The following is a 20,424-nucleotide window of genomic DNA, read 5'->3' on the forward strand; positions in this document are numbered from 1 at the left end:
ACGGCGGCGTCCACGGCAGCACCCTCGGGGCCGTCCGCGGCGGCGTCCACGGGACCGCCCGCGGCAGCACCCGCGGCGGCGTCTGCGGCATCGGCGGTCATACGGGCCAGCCTATCCGCCGCCCGCTGACCGCCCAGCCGCCCGCCGGCCCGCTACTCCGCCTGCTCCGCGACCGCCGCCGCCCGGCCTATCTGCCCCAGCACCGCCGCGGGGCTGCCGCCCGGCTGCACGGCCTTGCCGATGGTCGTCTTGATGTTCTCGCTGACCTTCGCCCATGACGTCTTGCCGACGGGCGGCAGCACGGAGGACGGCAGCTCCTTCAGGAACGGCTGCAGCTCCTTGTGCGCGGCGTTCTGCTCCATCGCCTCGGACGCGGAGACGGTGACCGGCAGCAGATCGTTGTCCCCGGCGAACTTCAGCACGTTCTCGTCGCTGAAGACGAAGTCGAGGAACGCGCCGATCTCCTTGCGGTGCCCGTTCTGCTTGAAGCCCATGATCCAGTCGGCGACGCCCATCGACGACTTCGGCTTGCCCTCCTTGCCGGGCAGCGCCACCATGCCGAACTCCACGCCCGCCTTCTCGGCCGCCTGCATCAGGGAGGGGTGGCCGTTGAGCATGCCGACCTCGCCGCGGGTGAAGGCGGCGAAGGCGTCCTTGCGGTTGAGTTCGCCGGGGGCGACCGGACCGGTCAGCTTCTCGTCGACGAGGTTGTCCTTCAGCCACTGGAAGGTGTTGATGTTCTCCTGGCTGTCGACGGAGTACTTGCCGACCGGGTCGACATAGCCGTCGCCGCCGCTCAGCAGCCACATCATCGTCTCGGCCTGCGCCTCCTCGGGGCCGAGCGGCAGCGCGAAGGGGTACTTGGCGTCCGTCTTGTCCTTCAGCTTCTCGGCCGCGCTCTTGAGGTCGGCCCAGGTCTTCAGGCCCGCGCCGTCGACTCCGGCCTCGGCGAGCAGCTTCTTGTTGTAGAAGAGCAGCCGGGTGGAGGCGACGAACGGCAGCCCGTACTGCACGAGCTTCATCTCGCCCGCGTCGGCGAGCGGGCCGAGGAAGTTGGACTGGACGGGGATGGACAGCAGCTGGTCGGCGCTGTAGAGCTTGCCCGCGGCGGCGTAGTCCGCGTACGCGCCGATCTGTGCGACGTCCGGGGCCTTGCCCGCCTCGACCATCTCGGCGACCTTGCGGTCGACGTCGCTCCAGGACTCGATCTGGACGTCGACCTTGATGCCGGGGTGCTCCTTCTCGAACGCGGCGGTCAGATCGGCCCAGTACTTCTTGCTGTTCTCGCCGCCCGCGACGTCGTAGTCGGCGGCGACCAGCTTCAGCGTGACGTCGCCAGAACCGCCGGAGCTGCCGCAGCCCGCGAGGGCTGCCGTCATGGCCAGTGCGGCGGCCGCCGCGGTCAATCCCAAGAAGCGCCGCTGCACAGCTCTCCCCACCCTCTGTTCGCTCGAAATCAGCTGCGATTTTCTCCCATGCGCGGGTAGGAGGTCTACACCACCCCCCGGTTCAGCGGAAGGGGCCGGGGAGAAGCCGGGAAAAAGGAAGCAGGGAGCAGGCAGCAGGGAGCAGGAAGCCGCGGCCGCCGTTGCCCGCCGGCCGAGCGGACTGCTATGCACATGCCGTACGCCCCCACCCGTACGCACACCGCGAGGAGTCTGTCGCGCATGTCCCGCACCGCAGCAGAGATAGCCACTCAGCCCGCCTGCTGGCGCAGGGCGGCCGAGGCCGCCGCCGTCTTCGAAGGGCTTCCGCGGCCGGGTGAGCGGGTCGCCGTCACCGGGTGCGGGACGTCGTGGTTCATGGCGCTCGCCTACGCCGCGCTGCGGGAGGCGGCGGGGCACGGCGAGACGGACGCCTTCGCCTCCTCGGAGTTCCCGCGGGGCCGTTCGTACGACCGGGTGGTTGCGATCACCCGGTCGGGTACGACGACGGAGGTCCTCGATCTGCTCGCCGCCCTCAAGGGCGCGGCGCCCGCCCTGGCCCTGACCGCGGACCCGAAGACGCCGGTCATGGACGCGGCGGACGCCGTCGCCGTACTGGACTGGGCGGATGAGGAGTCGGTCGTCCAGACCCGGTTCGCCACCACGGCGCTGGCGTTCCTGCGGGCCGGTCTCGGCCCCGTGCCGGGGGTGAAGCCGGTGGCCGAGGCGGCGGTGGACGCGGAGCTGGCGCTCACCGAACCGCTTCCCGAGGCGGCCGTCACCGCCGAGCAGTGGACGTTCCTGGGGCGCGGCTGGACGTATGGCCTGGCGCTGGAGGCGGGTCTGAAGATGCGTGAGGCGGCGGGCGCGTGGACGGAGGCGTATCCGGCGATGGAGTACCGCCACGGGCCGGTCTCGATCACCGGGCCGGGGCGGGTGGCCTGGGTGTTCGGTCCCGTCCCCGAGGGGCTGGCGGCCGATGTCACCCGTGTCGGCGGCACGCTGGTCGCCCATGGGGCGGCGGACCCGCTCGCCGATCTCATCCGGGCGCAGCGCCTTGCGGTGACCCTCGCGGAGTCCCGCGGCCTCGACCCCGACCGGCCCCGCAATCTCACCCGGAGCGTGATTCTCTCCTGAAGCCCCACGAGCCCCCACAGGGCCGCGAGGAGGCCGTCCTGGACACCCGCAGGGCGGCCTCCGGTTTGTAAGCGGGCACAACAATCCCTCCCCAGTGGACTAGACCTTTCCTCCGCGGGACGTCAGACTGTCCCCCGTGAGACACGTCATCGCCCTCGATGTGGGCGGCACCGGGATGAAGGCCGCCCTCGTCGCGGCCGACGGAACGCTGCTGCACGAAGCGCGGCGCGCCACCGGCCGGGAGCGCGGCCCGGACGCCGTCGTCACCTCGATCCTCGACTTCGCCGCCGGCCTCCGCGCGTACGGGGCCGAGCACCTGGGCCGCCCCGCCGACGCCGCCGGGGTCGCCGTCCCCGGCATCGTCGACGCCGCGCAGGGCATCGCGGTCTACGCCGCGAACCTCGGCTGGCGCGACGTCCCGCTGCGCGCCCTGCTCTCCGAACGCCTCGGCCGGGCGCCCGTCGCCCTCGGGCATGACGTACGCACCGGCGGCCTCGCCGAGGGCCGCATCGGCGCGGGCAGGGGCGCGGACCGCTTTCTGTTCGTGCCGCTGGGCACCGGGATCGCCGGAGCCATCGGCATCGCCGGGGCCATCGAGGCAGGCGCCCATGGCTGCGCGGGCGAGATCGGGCATATCGTCGTCCGCCCCGGCGGCCCCGCCTGCGGCTGCGGCCAGCGCGGCTGTCTGGAGACCCTCGCCTCCGCCTCCGCCGTCACCCGCGCCTGGGCCGACGCCACGGGCGACCCGGACGCCGACGCCGCCGACTGCGCCAAGGCCGTCGCGTCCGGGGACCCGGACGCCATACGCGTCTGGCAGAACGCCGTCGACGCGCTCGCCGACGGGCTGGTCACGGCGCTCACCCTGCTGGACCCCCGCACACTGATCATCGGTGGCGGTCTCGCCGAGGCGGGAGAAACCTTGTTCACACCCCTGCGGGCCGCGGTCGAGCGCCGCGTCACCTTCCAGAAGCTGCCCTCCATCGTCCCGGCAGCCCTCGGGGACACCGCCGGATGCCTGGGCGCGGGGCTGCTCGCCTGGGATCTACTCGCCACGGAGGTAACAGCCTGATGGCCGCAAGCGCCACCCGCGCCCACACCAAAGACGGACCGCCCCTCGCGGACCGCGTACGGCACAGCGGCCGCACCCGCGACGGCGGTACGACGATCCTCACCGGCGCCCGTGTCGTGCTGCCCACCGGCGTCGTCGACCAGGGGCGGGTCATCGTCGAGCGCGGGCGCATCGCCGGCGCCGCGCACCCCGACGCCCCGGCGCTGGATCTGTCCGGGCACTGGATCGTCCCCGGCTTCGTCGACATCCACAACCACGGCGGCGGCGGGGCCTCCTTCACCTCCGGCTCCGCCGAGGACGTGCTGCGGGGCGTGGCGACCCACCGCGAGCACGGCACCACCACGCTGATGGCCTCCACCGTCACCGGCGATCTGGGGTTCCTCGCCCACCGCGCCGGGTTCCTCTCGGAACTCGTCGAGCAGGGCGACCTCGCGGGCATCCACTTCGAGGGCCCGTTCATCTCGCCCTGCCGCAAGGGCGCGCACAGCGAGGCGCTGCTGCGCGACCCGGACCCGGCCGAGGTGCGCAAACTGCTCGACGCCTCCCGCGGGGCCGCCAGGATGGTCACCCTCGCCACCGAGCTGCCCGGCGGCATCGACTCCGTACGCCTGCTCGCCGAACACGGCGTGATCGCCGCCGTCGGCCACACCGACGCGACATACGAGCAGACCGTCGAGGCGATCGAGGCGGGCGCGACCGTCGCCACGCATCTGTTCAACGCCATGCCGCCGCTCGGCCACCGCGCCCCCGGCCCGATCGCCGCACTGCTGGAGGACGAGCGGGTCACCGTCGAGCTGATCAACGACGGCACTCATCTGCATCCGGCCGCGCTGGAGCTGGCGTTCCACCGCGCGGGCGCGCAGCGCGTCGCGTTCGTCACGGACGCCATGGACGCGGCGGGCTTCGGCGACGGCCGCTATCAGCTCGGCCCGCTGGAGGTGGAGGTCAAGGAGGGTGTGGCACGGCTGGTGGAGGGCGGCTCCATCGCGGGCTCCACGCTCACTCTGGACACCGCGTTCCGACGGGCCGTCACCGTCGACCGGCTGCCGGTGGAGGATGTCGTTCAGGCCATTTCCGCCAACCCGGCGCGGCTGCTCGGGATGTACGACACCGTAGGGTCCCTGGAGCCCGGCAAGGACGCCGACCTGGTGGTTCTGGATGACTCATTCACCCTCAAGGGTGTGATGCGCAAGGGCGAATGGGTGGTTGAGCCCCAAGTAGGGTGATTTCTGAGCAACTTATGGCAAGGCGGTTGGTCCAGGGGTCTGGGCCAACCGCCTTCCGTTTGGCATGATCAGGTCCCGCACGAAACAGCACGACAGCACGGCAGCGACACAGCGCTACAGCGCTACAGCACGACAGCACGGACGTCCGCGGGGGTGAAGAGAAGTGATCCTGACGGTCACGCTCAACACCGCCCTCGACCTCACCTACCACGTCCCGGCGCTGACCCCGCACGCCGGCCACCGGGTGACCGAGGTGCGCGAACGCCCCGGCGGCAAGGGGCTCAACGTCGCACGCGTACTCGCCGCGCTGGGCCGGGAGACCGTCGTCACCGGCTTCGCGGGCGGCCCCACCGGCGCGCTGGTGCGCGAGCTGCTCGCCTCCGCGCACCAGACGACGGCCGCGCCCCATGACGCGCTGGTCCCCATCGCCGGGAGCTCCCGCCGCACGGTCGCCGTCGTCGACGGCACGACCGGGGACACCACTCAGCTCAACGAGCCGGGCCCGGCCGTCACCCCGCAGGAGTGGACGGCCTTCCTCGACGCCTACGGGGCGCTGCTGCGCGACGCCGAGGCCGTGGCGCTGTGCGGCAGCCTGCCGCCCGGCATCCATGTCGGGGCCTATGCGGAACTGGTGCGCCGCGCCCGCTCCGCGGGCGTCCCCGCACTGCTGGACACCAGCGGCGAACCGCTGCGCCGCGGCATCGCCGCCCGCCCCGATCTGATCAAGCCCAACGCCGAGGAGCTGGCCCAGCTCACCGGCGCCCGCGAACCGCTGCGCGCCACCCGCGACGCCCGCCGCCGCGGCGCACACGCCGTGGTCACCTCGCTCGGCCCGAAGGGCCTGCTCGCGCTCACGCCGGACGGGGTGTGGCAGGCGACGCCCCCGGAGCCGATGCGGGGCAACCCGGCAGGCGCGGGCGACTCCGCGGTCGCGGGCCTGCTCTCCGGGCTCGTCGACGGCCTCGACTGGCCCGGCCGGCTCATCCGCGCCGCCGCCCTGTCGGCGGCCACCGTCCTCTCCCCCACGGCAGGCGACTTCGACCGCGAGGTCTATGAGTCCCTGCTGTCCCGCATCACCGTCACGGAGTCCCCTTAGGTCCCCTTAAGTCCCCCACCCCCTCGTAAGAGCCATAGGCCGTAAGAGGCGACAGAAGGCAGGGAGCGGCATGACACTCGTCACCACCGGTGAGCTGGTCTCGGCGGCCTCGGCCGAGGGCCGGGGCATCGCCGCGTTCAACGTCATCACCCTGGAGCACGCCGAGGCGATCGCCGCCGGGGCCGAGCAGGCGGCCGCCCCCGCCATCCTGCAGGTGTCGGAGAACGCGGTGCGGTTCCACGGCGGACGGCTCGGCCCGATCGCCGCCGCCGCGGCGGCCGTGGCCCGTGCCTCCTCCGCGCCGCTCGCCCTCCATCTCGACCATGTCGTCTCGCCCGGACTGCTGCGCGCCGCCCATGACGAGGGCTTCAGCTCGGTCATGTTCGACGCCTCGAAGCTGAGTTACGACGAGAACGTCAAGGCCACCGCGGAAGCCGTCCGCTGGGGACACCAGCGCGGCATCTGGGTCGAGGCGGAGCTGGGGGAGGTCGGCGGCAAGGACGGCGAGGCGCCGCTCGGCGCACACGCCCCCGGGGCGCGTACGGACCCGGCGGAGGCCGCCGCCTACGTCGCGGACACCGGCGTGGACGCGCTCGCCGTCGCCGTCGGCTCCACCCACGCCATGACGGAGCGTACGGCCGCACTGGACCATGAGCTGATCCGCAGACTGCGTGAGGCCGTGCCGGTGCCGCTGGTGCTGCACGGGTCGAGCGGCGTGCCGGACGGCGAGCTGCGGGCCGCGCTCTCCGCGGGCATGGTCAAGATCAATGTCGGTACGGCGCTGAACACGGCCTTCACGGGTGCGGTGCGCGCCTTCCAGGAGGCGCACCCCGGCGTGGTCGACCCCCGGAAATACCTCGTCCCGGCCCGCGAGGCGATGGCCGGGACGGTGGCGGGCTTCCTGGGGCTGCTCAGCTGAGCAGCCGCAGCGCAGCTGGTCAGCTGACCTGGCCGGACTTCAGCCACACCTGATCGAGATACGCCTCGCACTGATCGCCCTGCTCGCAGGAGATCTTGAGGTCGTTCTTGCCCTTGTCGAGGTTGACGTAGGCGTACGTGCGGGTCCAGCCCTTCTCCCAGTCGCCCTCCTCGGCCTTGGCGAAGTTCGACATATTGATCGAACGGGGGTCGCCGCCGTTGATCGTCAGCGAGGTCTTGGCGTCCTTGCCGGGGACGGCATAGGTGATGAAGAGCGTGTACTGACCGGCCTCCGGCACCTCCACCGACCAGCTCGCGGAGCCGCCGGCGCCGTTGAACACCACATACGCGCCGTCCGCGCCCTTCGCGCCCGCGACATCCGTGGCGAGGGCCGCGGGCGGCCCCAGGGTCAGGGTCGCCGCGTCCTGCTTGGGCAGCTCGGTCGGGGACGCGGACGGGGATGCCTCGCCGTCCGTGCTGGGCCCGACGGACCCGGCGGACGGCTTCTTGCCCGCGGGGTTCTGGGAGCCGCCGTCGGCCTTGTCGCCTTCCTCGCCGCCCCTGGTCATCAGCGCCGCGGCAATGCCGATGACGACCACGGCGACGACGGCTATCGCGCCGATCAGCAGCCCCTTGGTGTTCGGGCCGCGGCCGCCGCCGCGACCGCCGCCCTGTCCCGGCGCGCTGGCCGGAGGCGGGTGCTGCATACCCGCCCCGCCGCCGTAGGTCTCCGGGGCGGCGTAGTGGGCGGCCGGCTGCTGGCCGTACGGGGCCTGCTGGCCGTATGCCTGCGCCTGCTGCTGGGGCGGCTGCGGCGGACCGTACGCACGGCGCTCACCGACCGTGCGCACCTGGTTGTACGAGGTTCTGGGGACCCCCGGCTGCTGCGCGGCGGGACCGGGGTAGCCGTATCCGCCCTGACGGGGCGGGGTGGCGCCCGATGCCTGCCCGTCCGCGTACAGGTAGCCGAACGGGTCGTCGTCCTCGGGCGTGCTCGCGCCGTTCTTCGCGGCCGTCATCCCTAGTCACTCCTTACCCTGTCGTCGGCACAACGCCGACGCGGGCGAGCCTACCCGGTTCGGAGTAACGCAAGGGGCCACGTTTGACGCAGCACGGGCTCTGTCCCCGCGGGCTCAGCCCGCCCTGCGGTGGACCTTGGCACGCGACCGCTTCTCCACATACATCCGCTGGTCCGCCGAGGTCAGAATCTCGTCCACGGTCATGCCGCACTCCGCCCAGCCGATGCCGAAGCTCGCGCCGACGCGGACACCGCGGCCGCCCACCCGGATGGGCAGGATGATCGCGTTCCGGAGGCGTACGGCCAGGTCGGCGGCGTCGGCCGCGCCCAGGCCGTCGGCGAGGACGACAAACTCGTCGCCGCCGAGCCGGGCGACCGTGTCGCCTTCCCGTACGCCGGTGGTGAGCCGCCGGGCGACCTCGACCAGAACGGCGTCGCCGGTCTGGTGCCCGAAGCGGTCGTTGATCGACTTGAAGCCGTCGAGATCGCAGAAGAGGACCGCGAGCCCCTTGGCACCGTCGTCCGCCTCCACATCGGGGGCGATGGCGTGGACATGATGGTCATACGGGCCGGAGGGGGCGACCGCGAAGCCGTCGCTGCGGAAGTGCCGGGGGCCGCCGTGGTCGCCTTCATAACCCTCGTACCCCTCGTAGTACGGCATGTCGGAGCCGTCGCGCGCCTCGTACGCCTGGCCGTAGGCGTCCTGGCAGGCGTCCGAGTAGCCGGACTCCCCCGGCTTGGCGCGCCCGGTGGGCGGCCGCTCGCACAGCCGGGCGCTGAGGCGGGCGCGCAGCTCGGCGCTGTTGGGCAGCCCGGTGAGGGAGTCATGCGAGGCGCGGTGGGCGAGCTGCAGCTCGTGGCGCTTGCGCTCCTCGATGTCCTCGACGTGGGTGAGCAGAAAGCGGGGGCCGTCGGCGGTGTCGGCGACGACGGAGTTGCGCAGCGAGACCCAGACATAGCTGCCGTCGCGGCGGCAGAGACGTATCTCCGCGCGGCCGCCCTCGGCGGACGTGCGCAGCAGGGTGCCGACGTCCTCGGGGTGGACCAGATCGGCGAAGGAGTAGCGGCGCATCGCGGAGGCGGGGCGGCCGAGGAGCCGGCACAGCGCGTCATTGGTGCGAAGCAGCCGGCCGTGCTGGTCGCCGCCCATCTCGGCGATCGCCATACCGCTGGGCGCGTACTCGAACGCCTGTCGGAAGGACTCCTCGCTGGCGCGCAGCGCCTGCTGCTCGCGCTCCAGCCGGACCAGGGCGCGCTGCATATTTGCTCGCAGGCGGGCGTTGCTGATCGCAATCGCGGACTGGGAGGCGTACATCTGGAGCGCCTCCTGGCCCCAGGGGCCGGGGCGGCGGCCGTTGCGGGGCCGGTCCACGGAGATCACGCCGAGGAGCTCACGGGTGCCGCCGGAGGTGTACATCGGGGCGTAGAGCCGGTCCTGCGGGTGCCACTCGTCGTCGAAGCGGGGCTCGGGGCCGTCGGTGTGCCACTGGGGGACGTCGTCGTCCATCAGGACCCAGCCCTCCGTGTGCGGTATGAACCGCAGATCGCCCCACGCCTCCCCCATGGACAGCCGCCGCTCCCAGGAGGGGCGGGAGCCCACGCGGCCGGTGATCAGGGCCTCCGCGGCGGCGCTGCCGGCGAAGGCGGCGACGACGAGATCGCCGTCCGGGCGTACGAGGTTGACGCAGGCGAGTTCGTAACCGAGTCCGGCGACGATTCCGTCGGCGACGGCCTGCAGTGTGTCGGCCAGGCTCCGGGCCGTGTTGAGATCCGTGACGACCTGGTGCAGCTGCCGCAGGGTCGCAAGACGGACATAGGGCTCCGACTCGGTCTCCATCGTTCGCTCTCCCCGAGACCTCGACAGCAACTCCAGGGTTCTCATCGGCGTTCTTGTTGCGGTAACCCGGCCACTGAATCACAGCGCGCTGCTCACTCGGTACACAGGGTCAACAAATAGTGCCCTCTGTGAGTCAAGTCACACAAGATGACTGAGGTGTGCCCATTGGGCCCTTGCGCCGCCGCAACCTTCCGGAACGCAAATGAACCGCCAATCCGGGGCGATGGTCCTAGGACCCTCCTGGTCCCCTGGGCCGATGCGGGGGTGCGGGGGCCGGGTTAGCGTTCCGGTGTGCCGCAGACGACCTCAACCACCGCCGAATCCGCCGCCGTCCTCCATGCTGAGGGGGTGAGCGATGAGGAGTTCCGCGCGGCCATGTCACGGCTCGCCGCGGGCGTGGTGCTGGTGACGGCCCAGGAGCCTCCGCTGAGCGAGGACGGCCCGCGCGGGGAGGACGTGGGCATGACCGCGACCGCCTTTATGTCGGTCTCCCTGGACCCGCCGCTGGTCCTGGTCAGCCTGCGCAACGGCTCCCGCATGGACGACCTGCTGGCCGAACAGCCGCTGTGGGCGGCCTCCCTCCTCGCCGAGGGCCAGCGCCATATCGCGGGCCGCTTCGCGATGAAGGGCCGCGTCAGCGACCGGCTCCTCTTCCAGGACCTCGCGTTCACGCGGGGCGCGCTCACGGACGCGCCCCTCATCGGCGGCGCGCTCGCCGCGCTCGAATGCCGCACGGAACGGCGCGTGGTCGCCGGCGACCACACCCTGGTGATCGCCCGTGTCCTGTCCACCACCCTCCCATCAGCGGGCGACGCCCCCCTGACGTACTTCCGCGGCCGCTACCGTCACCTGTCCTGAACGGTCTCCCCACCCGCCCGCCGGGGGGCGTGGGGGTACGCCGTACCCCCGCAGAGCTACCAGTCCCGGCCGCTGCGGCCCCGCTTCGTCTCCGCCCGCCGCTTCTTCTCCCGCAGCCGCCGCTCGTTGATCCCCCGCGGAATCTTCGTCGCCCGCCGCGCCTTCGGCGGCGGCCCCGTCACCTCCGCCAGCAGCGCGGCCATCCGCACCGCCGCCGCCTCGCGGTTGCGCCACTGTGAGCGGTGCTCCGAGGCGCGCACCACGACCACCCCGTCGCCGACGAGCCGTCGCCGCCCGGCCAGCCGGGTCAGGGCCCGCTGTTTCCACACCTCCGGCAGCGCCTCGGTCTTCGCGAGGTCGAAGCGCAGCTCCACCTGGGAGTCACTGGTGTTGACATGCTGGCCGCCCGGCCCCGACGACCGCGAGAAACGCCAGATCAGCTCGGCCTCCGGAAGGGCGACCGAGCCTCGGATGAGGTAGGGACCAGACATGGGTCCATGGTCGCGCCCACCCGCCGCACGCGTCATCTTCTTTACGCACACGCGTTCTTTACGCACGCGCTGCGCACACGCCGCGCACGCGTACACTCCGCATGGAACCCGGCGGCCCCTGCCCTCGTTATGACGGGTGACGGTAGGTTCGACGGCGCCTCGACGGTGCTTCGAAACAGCGCCGAAGCAGCCCGCACACCACTCACGAAGGGGACTTCCCAATGGCAGTAAGCCTGTCCAAGGGCGGAAACGTCTCGCTCACCAAGGAGGCGCCCGGCCTCACCGCCGTGACCGTCGGCCTTGGCTGGGACGTCCGCACCACCACCGGCACCGACTTCGACCTCGACGCTTCCGCGATCGGCGTCAACGCGGGCGGCACGGTGGCCTCCGACGCCCACTTCGTCTTCTTCAACAACAAGTCCACGCCGGACCAGAGCATCGTCCACACCGGCGACAACCGCACCGGCGAGGGCGGCGGCGACGACGAGCAGATCAACGTCAACCTCGCCGCGCTGCCGGCCGACGTCGACAAGATCGTCTTCCCGGTCTCCATCTACGACGCGGTCAACCGCTCGCAGAACTTCGGCCAGGTGCGCAACGCCTACATCCGCATCGTCAACCAGGCCGGCGGCGCCGAGATCGCCCGCTACGACCTGAGCGAGGACGCCGCCACCGAGACCGCCATGGTCTTCGGCGAGCTGTACCGCAACGGCGCCGAGTGGAAGTTCCGCGCGGTCGGCCAGGGTTACGCCTCCGGCCTGGAGGGCATCGCCCGCGACTTCGGCGTCAACATCTGATCTGACGCACCGGCCGCCCGGGTCCCCGCGAGGGGGCCCGGGCGCCTCACGGCAGCTCGGACGGCTTCTCGTCCCCGTACAGCCAGACGTCCCACACCTGGCTCAGATCCTCGCCCGACTCCTCCTCCACGTAGTGGGTGAAGTCCTGGGTGGACGCGTTGCCGTGGCGGTACGTCTCCGCCCAGCCCCGCACGATCCCGTCGAAGACCTCCGCGCCGACGGCTTCGCGGGCCTGATACAGGACCATCGCCCCGCGCCCGTACACCGGATACCCGGAGACGTCCTCGGCGGACGGCGGCTCGGCGGGCGGAAAGGCCCAGTTGGCGTCATTGTCGAAGGCGGCCTGGAAGCTCTCCTCCAGGGGCACGCCCTCCTGCTCGTCCTGCCACAGCCACTCGGCGTAGGTGGCGAAGCCCTCGTTGAGCCACATGTCCTGCCAGGACTTCGGCGAGACGGAGTTCCCGAACCACTGGTGGGCCAGCTCGTGCACCACCGTGTGGACGTCGAACTGATCCTGCGGGAAGACCGGCCGGGTCTGGGTCTCCAGCGCGTAGCCGACGTCGTCGGAGGCCACGACGATCGCCCCGGAGGAGAGGAAGGGGTACGGCCCGAAGGTGTCCGTCCCCCACTGGGTCAGCTCCGGAATGCGCGCCAGCAGCTCCTTGGTCTCCGGGTCGTCCGCCAGGGCCTCGTCCACGGCCGTGTGCACCGGCAGCGCGCCCGCCGTGCGCGCGTCGCGGGTCTCGTACCGGCCGATGGCCAGAGTGGCGAGATAGCTCGCCATCGGCTCGGTCGCCTGCCAGAAGAAGGTGGTGCGGCCGCCGCGCGCCGACCGGTTGAAGTGATCGCCGTTGGAGACGGCCGTCAGCCCCTCCGGCACGGTGACCTCGATGTCGTACGTCGCCTTGTCCGACGGATGGTGGTTTCCGGGGAACCACGCCATCGAACCGCTCGGCTCCCCCACGGCCAGCGCCCCGCCCGCGGACGTCCGCAGCCAGCCCTCTTCGGAGCCGTCCGGATCGGTGATCGTGCGCGGCACGCCCGAGTAGCGCACGACGGCATGGAACTGAGCGCCCTTGTCGATGTCGTCGCGGGGCCGCAGCGTCAGCTCATCGCCCGCACGGTTGACGCGGGCGCGGTCGCCGTCGACGCGCGCGCTCTCGACCGTCATCCCGTGGAAGTCCAGATTGAAGGCGCTCAGATCCTGGGTGGCGCGTGCGGTGATCTCCGCGGCACCGCTCAGCCGGCCGGAGCCGGGATCGTAGTCGAGGGCCAGCTTGTAGTGCTGGACGTCATATCCGCCGTTGCCGAGCCTGGGGAAGTACGGGTCGCGCACTCCGGCGGCCCCGGGCGTCCCCCGAACCCCCAGACTCCCCGTACAGCTCACGGTCAGGAGCAGCAGGGCCAGGGCGGGGGCGTACCGGGCGGCGCGGCGCAGTCTCACCAGCTGATCCTATGCATGCTCCGGCGCAACGGCGCAGGTCCGGCCCGGTACGGGGATCAGAACCCGCCACCGCCGGCCTGCCCCTCCCGTGGCGCCGGGACAGCGGCGACAGGCAGAGGCGCGGCCGGGCATCCGGGCCCGGCCCTTCCCTCACTCCGGCATGACACCATCGACCCGTGCTCGACATCGGCTACTCCCTCTCCCGCCGCTTCCCCGACCCCCCGCAGACCGACTACCGCCGCGCGGACGTCCACGCCCTGCGTCATGACCTCTTCTGCGGCGACGTCTACCTCGCGGACACCAAGGCGGACCGCGAGGTGTCCACAGCCTGGGGATGGGTGCCGGTGCTCGACTTCGCCTGGGCGCTGTGCGACATCGTCGAGCAGCTCGACCGCGACCCGCTCGGCAGCCGCGCCTCCCGGCCCCAGTACGCCGAGCTGGACTTCACCGAGACGGCCGACCGGATGCTCTTCGAGCGCCGCTTCGGCTGGGTGGACGTGGAAGCGGAGTGGCTGCCGGGCGGCGAGCCGCCCCTGACCTTCGGCCATGCCGAACTGCGCCGCGAGGCCCGCGACTTCCTCCACGATCTGATCGCGGACCTGTGCGACATGCACGAGGGCCTCGCCGACAACCCGGCGATCTGGGATCTGCAGGCCCGCTTCCCGCGCGTGTAGCCACGCCTGGCCGGCGTGGGCGCGTACGGCCGCGCGCCTGGCCCGCGCAGGCCCGACGTACGGCCGCGCGCCTGGCCCGCGCAGGGCCTGGCTACGGACCCTCCACCCGCACCCCGATCTGCGCCGCGAACGCACCCGCCAGCTCCACCAGCTGGGCGGGGCTGATCACCGCGCCCGCCAGCCGGTCGACGCCCCTGGCGATGTGCAGCTCCACGGCCGCCCGCAGATCCACGTCCGTCATCCGCGCGCCGCTGAAGTCGGCCTGCCGCAGCGCGCAGTCGCGGAACTCGACCCGCTCCAGCACCGCGCCGGCAAAGTCCGGCTCCACCAGCACACATCCCTCGAAGACGACGTCTCTCAGACGCGCCTTCCGCAGATTCGGGTAGTCGATCTTCCCGCCGCTGAACAGCACCCGCTCCAGCACCACGCCATGCAGCTGCGCACCGCCCAGCCGCGCCTGGCGTATCTCCACATCGCGCAGCGACGCACCGCCGAGGTCCGCGCCCACGCCCCGGACGCCGTCGAGCACCGAGTCGATAAAGCGGGCGTTCGTCAGCTCCGCCTCGTCCAGCGCGCAGTCCCGCAGCGCACAGTCGAGGAAGCGGGCGCCGGGAGCCGCCTGCCCGCTCAGGTCGAGGCCCCGGAACTCCAGCCCGTCATAGTCGCCGTCCGCCTCAAGTCGCGCCCCGTCGTCAAACGGCTCCAGCGGCGGAAGCCGCACCTCCGGCATCCGTGCCGCCGCCACCCTGCGTTCTGCGCTGCCAGCCATGTCCCCATGGTGACGCCCGGCACTGACACCAGGCACTCGTACGGCCTGAAGGCCGTGTCCTCAATCTCCCCCAGGCGCGGGGGTCCAGGGGCGGAGCCCCCGCGAACGGGGTCTGAGGCGGAGCCCCAGGTTCGGGAAGCGGGGGTCCCCCACGCCCCAGCCCTACGCCCCCAGCCCCTTGAGCGCCTCATCGGTCAGCCGGTACACCGTCCACCCGTCCTGCGGACGCGCCCCCATCGCCTCGTAGAAGGCGATCGACGGGGCGTTCCAGTTCAGCACGGACCACTCCAGACGCTCATACCCGCGCTCGACGCAGATGCGCGCCAGCTCGGTCAGCAGGGCCTTGCCGTGTCCGCCGCCGCGCGCCTCCGGACGTACGTAGAGGTCTTCCAGATAGATCCCGTGGACACCGCGCCAGGTGGAGAAGTTCAAAAACCACAGCGCGAAGCCCACGGTCCGCCCGGAGTCGTCCTCGGCGATATGCGCGAAGGCGGCGGGCCGCTCGCCGAAGAGGGCCTCGCGCAGCTGCTCCTGAGTGGCGCGGACCTCGTGCAGGGCACGCTCATACTCGGCAAGCTCGCAGACCATACGGTGGATCTCAGGGACATCGGCAGGCACGGCGGTACGAATCATGGAGGCAGCCTGCACGGCCGGAGGCCTGCCGCGCCAGCAGATTCCGCGCGATGGACAGCTGGACCTCGTCCAGCTCGTCCTCGCCGTCTTCCACATCCCACAGGCAGTTCTCCAGCACCCGCGCCAGCGTCCACGCCCGGACGCGCTCCCGGTCCAGCCCCGTGACGTCCGTCAGCAGATCGAACCGCCAGCAGGTCGCCTCCGGGTCGAAGCGGTTGCGCAGCGCGGGCATCAACCAGCACCCGCCGCTCATCCTCGTACGCGAGCCGCCGCACGGCGTCCGGCGCCTGCTCCAGCATCCGCTGGGCGAGGTCCCCGAGGCGTCGCAGCCCGTCCGGCGGCGCGGGGTGGGCGGTGAGCCGCGCCAGCAGCCCGGCGGTGATCCGTACGGCTTCGCGGTCATCGGCCAGCGCCGCCGGCGACCGGCCGGGGTCCAGCCGCTCCAGCAGCATCGAGCCGCTCGCGGGGTCGTGCTCCAGCAGCCGTACGGCGCCGTCGCCGTCCCAGGCCCGCAGTGCGAGGGGTTCCCCCGCCGTCTCCTCGTCCACCGGCTGGAGTTTGAGCACGGCGCTCATGCCGTCCGCCGCCCGTACGACCGGCAGGACGACTGCGCACGCCCCGCGCATCTCCCGGCCCGTGATGCGCAGCCGCCACTTCCGGCACAGGGCTCCGCAAGGCCCGCGGTCTCGATCACTCCGGATTCCTACGAACGGAGTACTCTCCCGCCACACGGATTTACTCCCGTCCATATCCCCGGGGCAGAGGCGACATGAGCAGCACAAACGGTGGCACCGTCAACGGCGGCATATCGTTCTGGTACGCGCAGGAGGGCATCCCCGCCCCGCGGGAGCCGCTGCCCGGCGACGCCGCCGCGGACGTCTGCATCGTCGGCGGCGGATACACCGGCCTGTGGACGGCGTACTACCTCAAGAAGGCCGTGCCCTTCCTCAACATCACCGTCCTCGAAGCGGGGTTCTGCGGATACGGGGCCTCCGGCCGCAACGGCGGCTGGCTCTACAACGGCATCGCGGGCCGCGACCGCTACGCCCGGCTGCACGGCCACGACGCCGCCGTCCGCCTCCAGCAGGCCATGAACGACACCGTGACCGAGGTGACCGACGTCTGCGCGGCCGAGGGCATCGACGCCGACATCTGCCGGGGCGGTGTGCTGGAGGTCGCGTACACCCCCGCCCAGCTGGCACGCCTCAAGGACTTCCACTCCGTCGAGATCGCCTTCGGCGAGAAGGACCGCCAGCTGCTCGGCGCACGCGAGACGGCAGAACGCATCCGCGTCACCGGCGCGGTCGCCTCCAGCTGGACCCCGCACGGGGCCCGGCTGCACCCGGTGAAACTCGTCAAGGGCCTCGCGGCGGCCGTCGAAGCCCTCGGCGTCACCATCCACGAGTCGACCCCCGTCACCGAGATCCGCCCCAAACACGCCGTCACCCCGTACGGCACCGTCCGCGCCCCCTATGTGCTGCGCTGCACCGAGGGCTTCACCGCGAACCTCAAGGGCCAGAAGCGGACCTGGCTCCCCATGAACTCCTCGATGATCGTCACCGAACCGCTCCCCCGGTCCGTCTGGGACTCCATCGGCTGGGACGGCCGCGAGACCCTCGGCGACATGGCCCACGCCTATATGTACGCCCAGCGCACCGCCGACGACCGCATCGCCCTCGGCGGCCGGGGCGTCCCGTACCGCTTCGGCTCACGCACCGACAACGACGGCCGCACCCAGCCGGCCACGATCGACGCCCTGCGCGACATCCTGGTCCGCTTCTTCCCCACCACGGCGGGCGTCCGCATCGATCACGCCTGGTCGGGCGTCCTCGGCGTCCCCCGCGACTGGTGCGCCACCGCCACCCTGGACCGCTCCACCGGCCTCGGCTGGGCCGGCGGCTACGTCGGCTCCGGCGTCGCCACCGCCAACCTCGCGGCCCGCACCCTGCGCGACCTGATCCAACAGGACTCCGGCCAGTCCGGCCCCACGGACCTCACGGCCCTCCCCTGGGTCAACCACAAGGTCCGCAAATGGGAACCGGAGCCACTGCGCTGGCTGGGCGTCCACACCCTCTACGCGGCCTACCGCAACGCGGACCACCGCGAGTCCACGACCCACACCCCGACGACCCACCCCCTGGCCCGGGCGGCCAACCGGCTGTCGGGCCGCCACTGAGCGGTGACCGGCGGCGTCACCAGGCGAGGACCCACTCCGCGCAGTCCGCAGCCATGTCAGCTCCGGCGTCCCGGCGTGCCGCCCAGGGCGAGGAGGGCCGCCGCGGCGGAGGTGAGGGCGAGGGCGGCGAACAGGCCCGGGCAGCCGCCGAGCGGGCCGGCCAGGGCGGCGCCGGCGAAGGGGGCCAGGGCCGTGGGCCGCGCGGGACGCAGCTCGCGGACCGCGGGGGCCGCGGGGGGGGTCAGCAGCCGCCCGAGGGGGCCGGGGCGCCGACGCCGATCTGGACGGTGGCGGGGGCGCTGCCCGCGGCCGCCCCCGGGGCGGAGCAGCAGCCTCCGCCGCCCGCGGTCTCATCGGCCTCGGGTGCGTCGAACAGCCCGGCCCCACCGCACACCCCGGTCTCGGGCAGGGTGAGTTCGACGCGGTCGGCCGCCTCCACGTCGCCTGCGATGGCGGCGGCCACGGAGCGGACCTGCTCGTAGCCGGTCATGGCCAGGAAGGTCGGGGCACGGCCGTAGGACTTCATGCCGACGAGGTAGACACCCGGTTCGGGATGGGCGAGCTCGCGGTGGCCGTGCGGGTAGACCGTGCCGCAGGAGTGCTGGTTGGGGTCGATGAGCGGGGCGAGGGCGACGGGTGCCTGGAGGCGCTCGTCGAGCCCGAGGCGCAGCTCGGACAGGAACGACAGGTCGGGGCGGAAGCCGGTCAGCACGATCACCTCGTCCACCGGGTCGAGGCGCCGGCCGTCCTCGCCGACGAGGACCAGACGGCGGCCGTCGCCGTCCCGCTCGACCGCATCGGTGCGGAAGCCGGTGACCGCGTCCGCGTACCCCTCGTCGACGGCGGCCTTGGCGGCCAGCCCAAGGGCGCCGCGCGCCGGAAGCTGATCGGCTTCGCCGCCCCCGAAGGTGGAGCCGGAGATGCCGCGCCGCAGAATCCACACCGCTCGGGTGTCTCCGGCGTCCCCATCCGCCTTGGCCAGGGCGGCGAGGGAGGCCAGGGCGGTGAACGCGGAGGCCCCGGAGCCGATCACGGCGGTGCGCTTGCCCGCGTACCGGGCGCGTACGGCCGGATCCTTCAGATCGGGGACGCGGTAGGCGATACGGTCGGCGGCCGCCTTCTCGCCGAGCGCGGGCAGCCCGCTGCCCCCGGCGGGACCGGGTGTGGTCCAGGTGCCGGAGGCGTCGATCACGGCGCGGGCGAAGAGGCGCTCCTCGCGGCCGTCGGCGTGGGCGACATGGACGACGAAGGGCTGGGTCTCACGGTCGGCGTCCACGACGCGGTCGCGCCCGGCGCGGGAGACGCCGGTGACGACCGAGCCATAGCGGACCTTGTCCCCGAGGAGGTCGGCCAGCGGCTGGAGGTACCGCTCGGCCCAGTCGCCGCCGGACGGGTACGCCGCGGCGTCGGGCCTGACCCAGCCGGTGGGGGCAAGGAGCTTCTCGGCCACGGGGTCGGTGACCTCACCCCAGGCGGAGAACAGGCGTACGTGTGACCACTCGCGCACCGCCGCTCCGGCGGCCGGTCCCGCCTCCAGGACCAGGGGTTCGATGCCGCGGTCGATGAGATGGGCGGCGGCGGCCAGGCCGACGGGGCCTGCGCCGATGACCACGACGGGCGGATTCTGCTGCTCCATGCGGGCTGCTCCTCGATTCACGGACCACTGATTCGACATCTATCTATGCCGTGCACCCACCATGACATCTGATTCGACAGACGTCAAGATAGACATTTATCGAATCGATGTGTGTCAACATAGATGCATGTCGAATGCCAAGGCGCTGCCCCTGATCACCCCGGAGGCCCCCGAGACCGCAGCACCCTGCTGTCCGCCGCTGACAGAACGCCCCATGAGCGCCGAGGAGGCCGAGACGGCCGCGCGGATGTTCAAGGCGCTGGGCGACCCGGTGCGGCTGCGGCTGTTCTCCGCCGTGGCATCGCACGAGGGCGGCGAGGCATGCGTATGCGACATCTCCGACGTCGGCGTCTCCCAGCCGACCGTCTCCCACCATCTGAAGAAGCTCAGGGAGGCCGGCCTGCTGACCTCCGAGCGGCGCGGCACCTGGGTCTACTACCGGGTGGAGCCGGCGGTGCTGGCCGCCATGGGGCAGTTGCTCGGGACGCGCTGAGCGGACGCCGTGGCGCAACGAACGCCGTGACGCAACGGACGCCGTGACGCAACGGACGCCTACAGGCGGTAAAGGTCGTGGGCGCGCGTCAGGTCCGCAGCCCCGTCCTGACCGAGGCTGAAGAAGTAGTCCACCTGCCATGCCTGGGTGCTGCGGGCCTGCCTGCTGGCCGTGGCCACCCACGGCGGATAGACGCGGAATCCACGCTTCCCGCCGGTGCCGTCGCGGGAGACGATGTTGCGCTGGCACAACACCTCGCGCGGGAACACGAACTGCCCGAAGCCGCCGTCGTCGCGGCTGCTGATGACGAAGAGGTCCACCCCGTCGACGGCGTCGAAGGGCCGGATCGGCCCCTCCTCAGACCGCTGCCACACGGTGACGAACTGGCCCGCCTTCGTCGGGGTGGTCTTGGCCACGCGGAACCGGACCGAGCGGCCGTCGAGCGTGAACGCGCAGGCCGCGTACTCGGCGCTTTCCGGTTCCGGCACCGGCAGCGAGCAAGCGAAACCGCTCGGGTCATACACCAAGGCCTTCGCCGCCAGCAGGTCACCGTGAAGCCCCGTCCACGGCGGATTCGTCACCATCCCGTCATCCTGCCATCGCGCGCCCATGCGCACTGCTTCGGCCTGCGAGCAGGGACCCGTCATGTGTGCGGCCGGCTGCCACTTGGCGGCACGGAGCCGGTCATGCCGAGCCGGCCATGCGGCAGCCCGTCAGGAAGCCGGGAA

19 protein-coding genes and 1 pseudogene are annotated in these 20,424 nt (G+C 72.2%); 10 read left to right on the plus strand and 10 right to left on the minus strand.

Translation table 11 applies throughout. The annotated features are described in order from the left end of the window. Positions 1-152: 152 nt before the first annotated feature. A complete protein-coding gene (locus OF819_RS08015) occupies positions 153-1,439 on the minus strand; it encodes an extracellular solute-binding protein (RefSeq protein ID WP_267242687.1) in 1,287 nt (428 codons plus the stop codon). 228 nt (positions 1,440-1,667) lie between these two features. On the opposite strand from OF819_RS08015, the gene OF819_RS08020 reads away from it, so the two are divergent. The 5 genes from OF819_RS08020 (at position 1,668) to OF819_RS08040 (ending at position 6,871) form a co-directional block, all read left to right on the plus strand. Beyond that, the gene (locus OF819_RS08020) at positions 1,668-2,561 is read left to right on the plus strand and encodes an SIS domain-containing protein (RefSeq protein WP_267242688.1); all 894 of its coding nucleotides are present in this window, start codon (positions 1,668-1,670) and stop codon (positions 2,559-2,561) included. 136 nt (positions 2,562-2,697) lie between these two features. Further along, the gene (locus OF819_RS08025; RefSeq protein WP_267242689.1) at positions 2,698-3,630 is read left to right on the plus strand and encodes an ROK family protein; all 933 of its coding nucleotides are present in this window, start codon (positions 2,698-2,700) and stop codon (positions 3,628-3,630) included. Further along, the gene (gene nagA, locus OF819_RS08030) at positions 3,630-4,856 is read left to right on the plus strand and encodes an N-acetylglucosamine-6-phosphate deacetylase (RefSeq protein WP_267242690.1); all 1,227 of its coding nucleotides are present in this window, start codon (positions 3,630-3,632) and stop codon (positions 4,854-4,856) included. Before OF819_RS08025 ends, nagA begins: the two co-directional genes overlap by 1 nt. Positions 4,857-5,019: 163 nt before the next feature. Continuing rightward, positions 5,020-5,952 carry a 1-phosphofructokinase family hexose kinase gene (locus OF819_RS08035; protein WP_267242691.1) on the plus strand — a complete coding sequence of 311 codons (933 nt, stop codon included), beginning with the start codon at positions 5,020-5,022 and terminating at the stop codon, positions 5,950-5,952. 70 nt (positions 5,953-6,022) lie between these two features. Beyond that, complete coding sequence (locus tag OF819_RS08040; RefSeq protein ID WP_267242692.1) at positions 6,023-6,871, plus strand: class II fructose-bisphosphate aldolase; 849 nt, start codon at positions 6,023-6,025, stop codon at positions 6,869-6,871. Between the two features lie 19 nt (positions 6,872-6,890). Here the strand turns inward: OF819_RS08040 and OF819_RS08045 are convergent, their stop codons facing one another. Both OF819_RS08045 and cdgB read right to left on the minus strand, forming a co-directional pair. After that, entirely contained in the window at positions 6,891-7,889 is a 999-nt protein-coding gene (locus tag OF819_RS08045) for a CBM35 domain-containing protein (protein WP_267242693.1), read from the minus strand. Between the two features lie 114 nt (positions 7,890-8,003). Continuing rightward, positions 8,004-9,725 (minus strand): diguanylate cyclase CdgB, encoded by a 1,722-nt coding sequence (gene cdgB, locus OF819_RS08050; RefSeq protein WP_267242694.1) that lies wholly within the window; start codon positions 9,723-9,725, stop codon positions 8,004-8,006. A 291-nt stretch (positions 9,726-10,016) separates the two neighbouring features. Here cdgB and OF819_RS08055 point away from each other — a divergent pair, with 291 nt between their 5' ends. After that, positions 10,017-10,583 carry a flavin reductase family protein gene (locus tag OF819_RS08055; RefSeq protein WP_323748906.1) on the plus strand — a complete coding sequence of 189 codons (567 nt, stop codon included), beginning with the start codon at positions 10,017-10,019 and terminating at the stop codon, positions 10,581-10,583. A 56-nt stretch (positions 10,584-10,639) separates the two neighbouring features. On the opposite strand, the gene arfB is transcribed toward OF819_RS08055, so the two are convergent. Next, positions 10,640-11,074: an alternative ribosome rescue aminoacyl-tRNA hydrolase ArfB gene (gene arfB, locus OF819_RS08060; protein WP_267242695.1), complete on the minus strand. Its 435-nt coding sequence runs from the start codon at positions 11,072-11,074 to the stop codon at positions 10,640-10,642. Positions 11,075-11,295: 221 nt separating this feature from the next. On the opposite strand from arfB, the gene OF819_RS08065 reads away from it, so the two are divergent. Next, on the plus strand, positions 11,296-11,871 hold the full coding sequence (locus OF819_RS08065; protein WP_267242696.1) for a TerD family protein: 576 nt from the start codon (positions 11,296-11,298) through the stop codon (positions 11,869-11,871). Between the two features lie 46 nt (positions 11,872-11,917). Here OF819_RS08065 and OF819_RS08070 read toward each other — a convergent pair whose 3' ends face one another. After that, positions 11,918-13,315, minus strand: coding sequence for a M1 family metallopeptidase (locus OF819_RS08070; RefSeq protein ID WP_267242697.1), 1,398 nt, complete (start codon positions 13,313-13,315; stop codon positions 11,918-11,920). 176 nt (positions 13,316-13,491) lie between these two features. On the opposite strand from OF819_RS08070, the gene OF819_RS08075 reads away from it, so the two are divergent. Next, positions 13,492-13,989 carry a hypothetical protein gene (locus OF819_RS08075; RefSeq protein ID WP_267242698.1) on the plus strand — a complete coding sequence of 166 codons (498 nt, stop codon included), beginning with the start codon at positions 13,492-13,494 and terminating at the stop codon, positions 13,987-13,989. A 91-nt stretch (positions 13,990-14,080) separates the two neighbouring features. Here the strand turns inward: OF819_RS08075 and OF819_RS08080 are convergent, their stop codons facing one another. From OF819_RS08080 to OF819_RS08090, 3 genes and pseudogenes are all read right to left on the minus strand, one after another. After that, entirely contained in the window at positions 14,081-14,758 is a 678-nt protein-coding gene (locus OF819_RS08080) for a pentapeptide repeat-containing protein (RefSeq protein ID WP_267242699.1), read from the minus strand. Between the two features lie 162 nt (positions 14,759-14,920). Then, positions 14,921-15,391: a GNAT family N-acetyltransferase gene (locus OF819_RS08085; RefSeq protein ID WP_267242700.1), complete on the minus strand. Its 471-nt coding sequence runs from the start codon at positions 15,389-15,391 to the stop codon at positions 14,921-14,923. Next, positions 15,357-16,047: pseudogene (locus tag OF819_RS08090) on the minus strand (aminoglycoside phosphotransferase family protein); the annotation flags it as partial. The pseudogene OF819_RS08090 and the gene OF819_RS08085, both read right to left, overlap by 35 nt. 113 nt (positions 16,048-16,160) lie before the next feature. Between OF819_RS08090 and OF819_RS08095 the strand changes: the two are divergent. Next, on the plus strand, positions 16,161-17,567 hold the full coding sequence (locus OF819_RS08095) for an NAD(P)/FAD-dependent oxidoreductase (RefSeq protein ID WP_267242701.1): 1,407 nt from the start codon (positions 16,161-16,163) through the stop codon (positions 17,565-17,567). Between the two features lie 241 nt (positions 17,568-17,808). On the opposite strand, the gene OF819_RS08100 is transcribed toward OF819_RS08095, so the two are convergent. Beyond that, positions 17,809-19,203: an NAD(P)-binding domain-containing protein gene (locus tag OF819_RS08100; RefSeq protein ID WP_267242702.1), complete on the minus strand. Its 1,395-nt coding sequence runs from the start codon at positions 19,201-19,203 to the stop codon at positions 17,809-17,811. A 127-nt stretch (positions 19,204-19,330) separates the two neighbouring features. Between OF819_RS08100 and OF819_RS08105 the strand changes: the two genes are divergently transcribed. Then, positions 19,331-19,696 carry an ArsR/SmtB family transcription factor gene (locus OF819_RS08105; RefSeq protein ID WP_267242703.1) on the plus strand — a complete coding sequence of 122 codons (366 nt, stop codon included), beginning with the start codon at positions 19,331-19,333 and terminating at the stop codon, positions 19,694-19,696. 59 nt (positions 19,697-19,755) lie between these two features. Here the strand turns inward: OF819_RS08105 and OF819_RS08110 are convergent, their stop codons facing one another. Next, entirely contained in the window at positions 19,756-20,280 is a 525-nt protein-coding gene (locus OF819_RS08110) for a MepB family protein (protein ID WP_267242704.1), read from the minus strand. Positions 20,281-20,424 lie beyond the last annotated feature (144 nt).

This window comes from Streptomyces sp. PR69, assembly GCF_026420845.1.
Taxonomy (GTDB): domain Bacteria; phylum Actinomycetota; class Actinomycetes; order Streptomycetales; family Streptomycetaceae; genus Streptomyces.

Coding starts and splice junctions, on each gene's coding strand:
- OF819_RS08020 (WP_267242688.1), top strand. CDS start 1,668: ATGTCCCGCACCGCAGCAGAGATAGCCACTCAGCCCGCCTGCTGGCGC.
- nagA (WP_267242690.1), top strand. CDS start 3,630: ATGGCCGCAAGCGCCACCCGCGCCCACACCAAAGACGGACCGCCCCTC.
- OF819_RS08040 (WP_267242692.1), top strand. CDS start 6,023: ATGACACTCGTCACCACCGGTGAGCTGGTCTCGGCGGCCTCGGCCGAG.
- OF819_RS08045 (WP_267242693.1), bottom strand. CDS start 7,889: ATGACGGCCGCGAAGAACGGCGCGAGCACGCCCGAGGACGACGACCCG.
- cdgB (WP_267242694.1), bottom strand. CDS start 9,725: ATGGAGACCGAGTCGGAGCCCTATGTCCGTCTTGCGACCCTGCGGCAG.
- arfB (WP_267242695.1), bottom strand. CDS start 11,074: ATGTCTGGTCCCTACCTCATCCGAGGCTCGGTCGCCCTTCCGGAGGCC.
- OF819_RS08065 (WP_267242696.1), top strand. CDS start 11,296: ATGGCAGTAAGCCTGTCCAAGGGCGGAAACGTCTCGCTCACCAAGGAG.
- OF819_RS08080 (WP_267242699.1), bottom strand. CDS start 14,758: ATGGCTGGCAGCGCAGAACGCAGGGTGGCGGCGGCACGGATGCCGGAG.
- OF819_RS08085 (WP_267242700.1), bottom strand. CDS start 15,391: ATGATTCGTACCGCCGTGCCTGCCGATGTCCCTGAGATCCACCGTATG.
- OF819_RS08095 (WP_267242701.1), top strand. CDS start 16,161: ATGAGCAGCACAAACGGTGGCACCGTCAACGGCGGCATATCGTTCTGG.
- OF819_RS08100 (WP_267242702.1), bottom strand. CDS start 19,203: ATGGAGCAGCAGAATCCGCCCGTCGTGGTCATCGGCGCAGGCCCCGTC.
- OF819_RS08105 (WP_267242703.1), top strand. CDS start 19,331: ATGTCGAATGCCAAGGCGCTGCCCCTGATCACCCCGGAGGCCCCCGAG.
- OF819_RS08110 (WP_267242704.1), bottom strand. CDS start 20,280: ATGGTGACGAATCCGCCGTGGACGGGGCTTCACGGTGACCTGCTGGCG.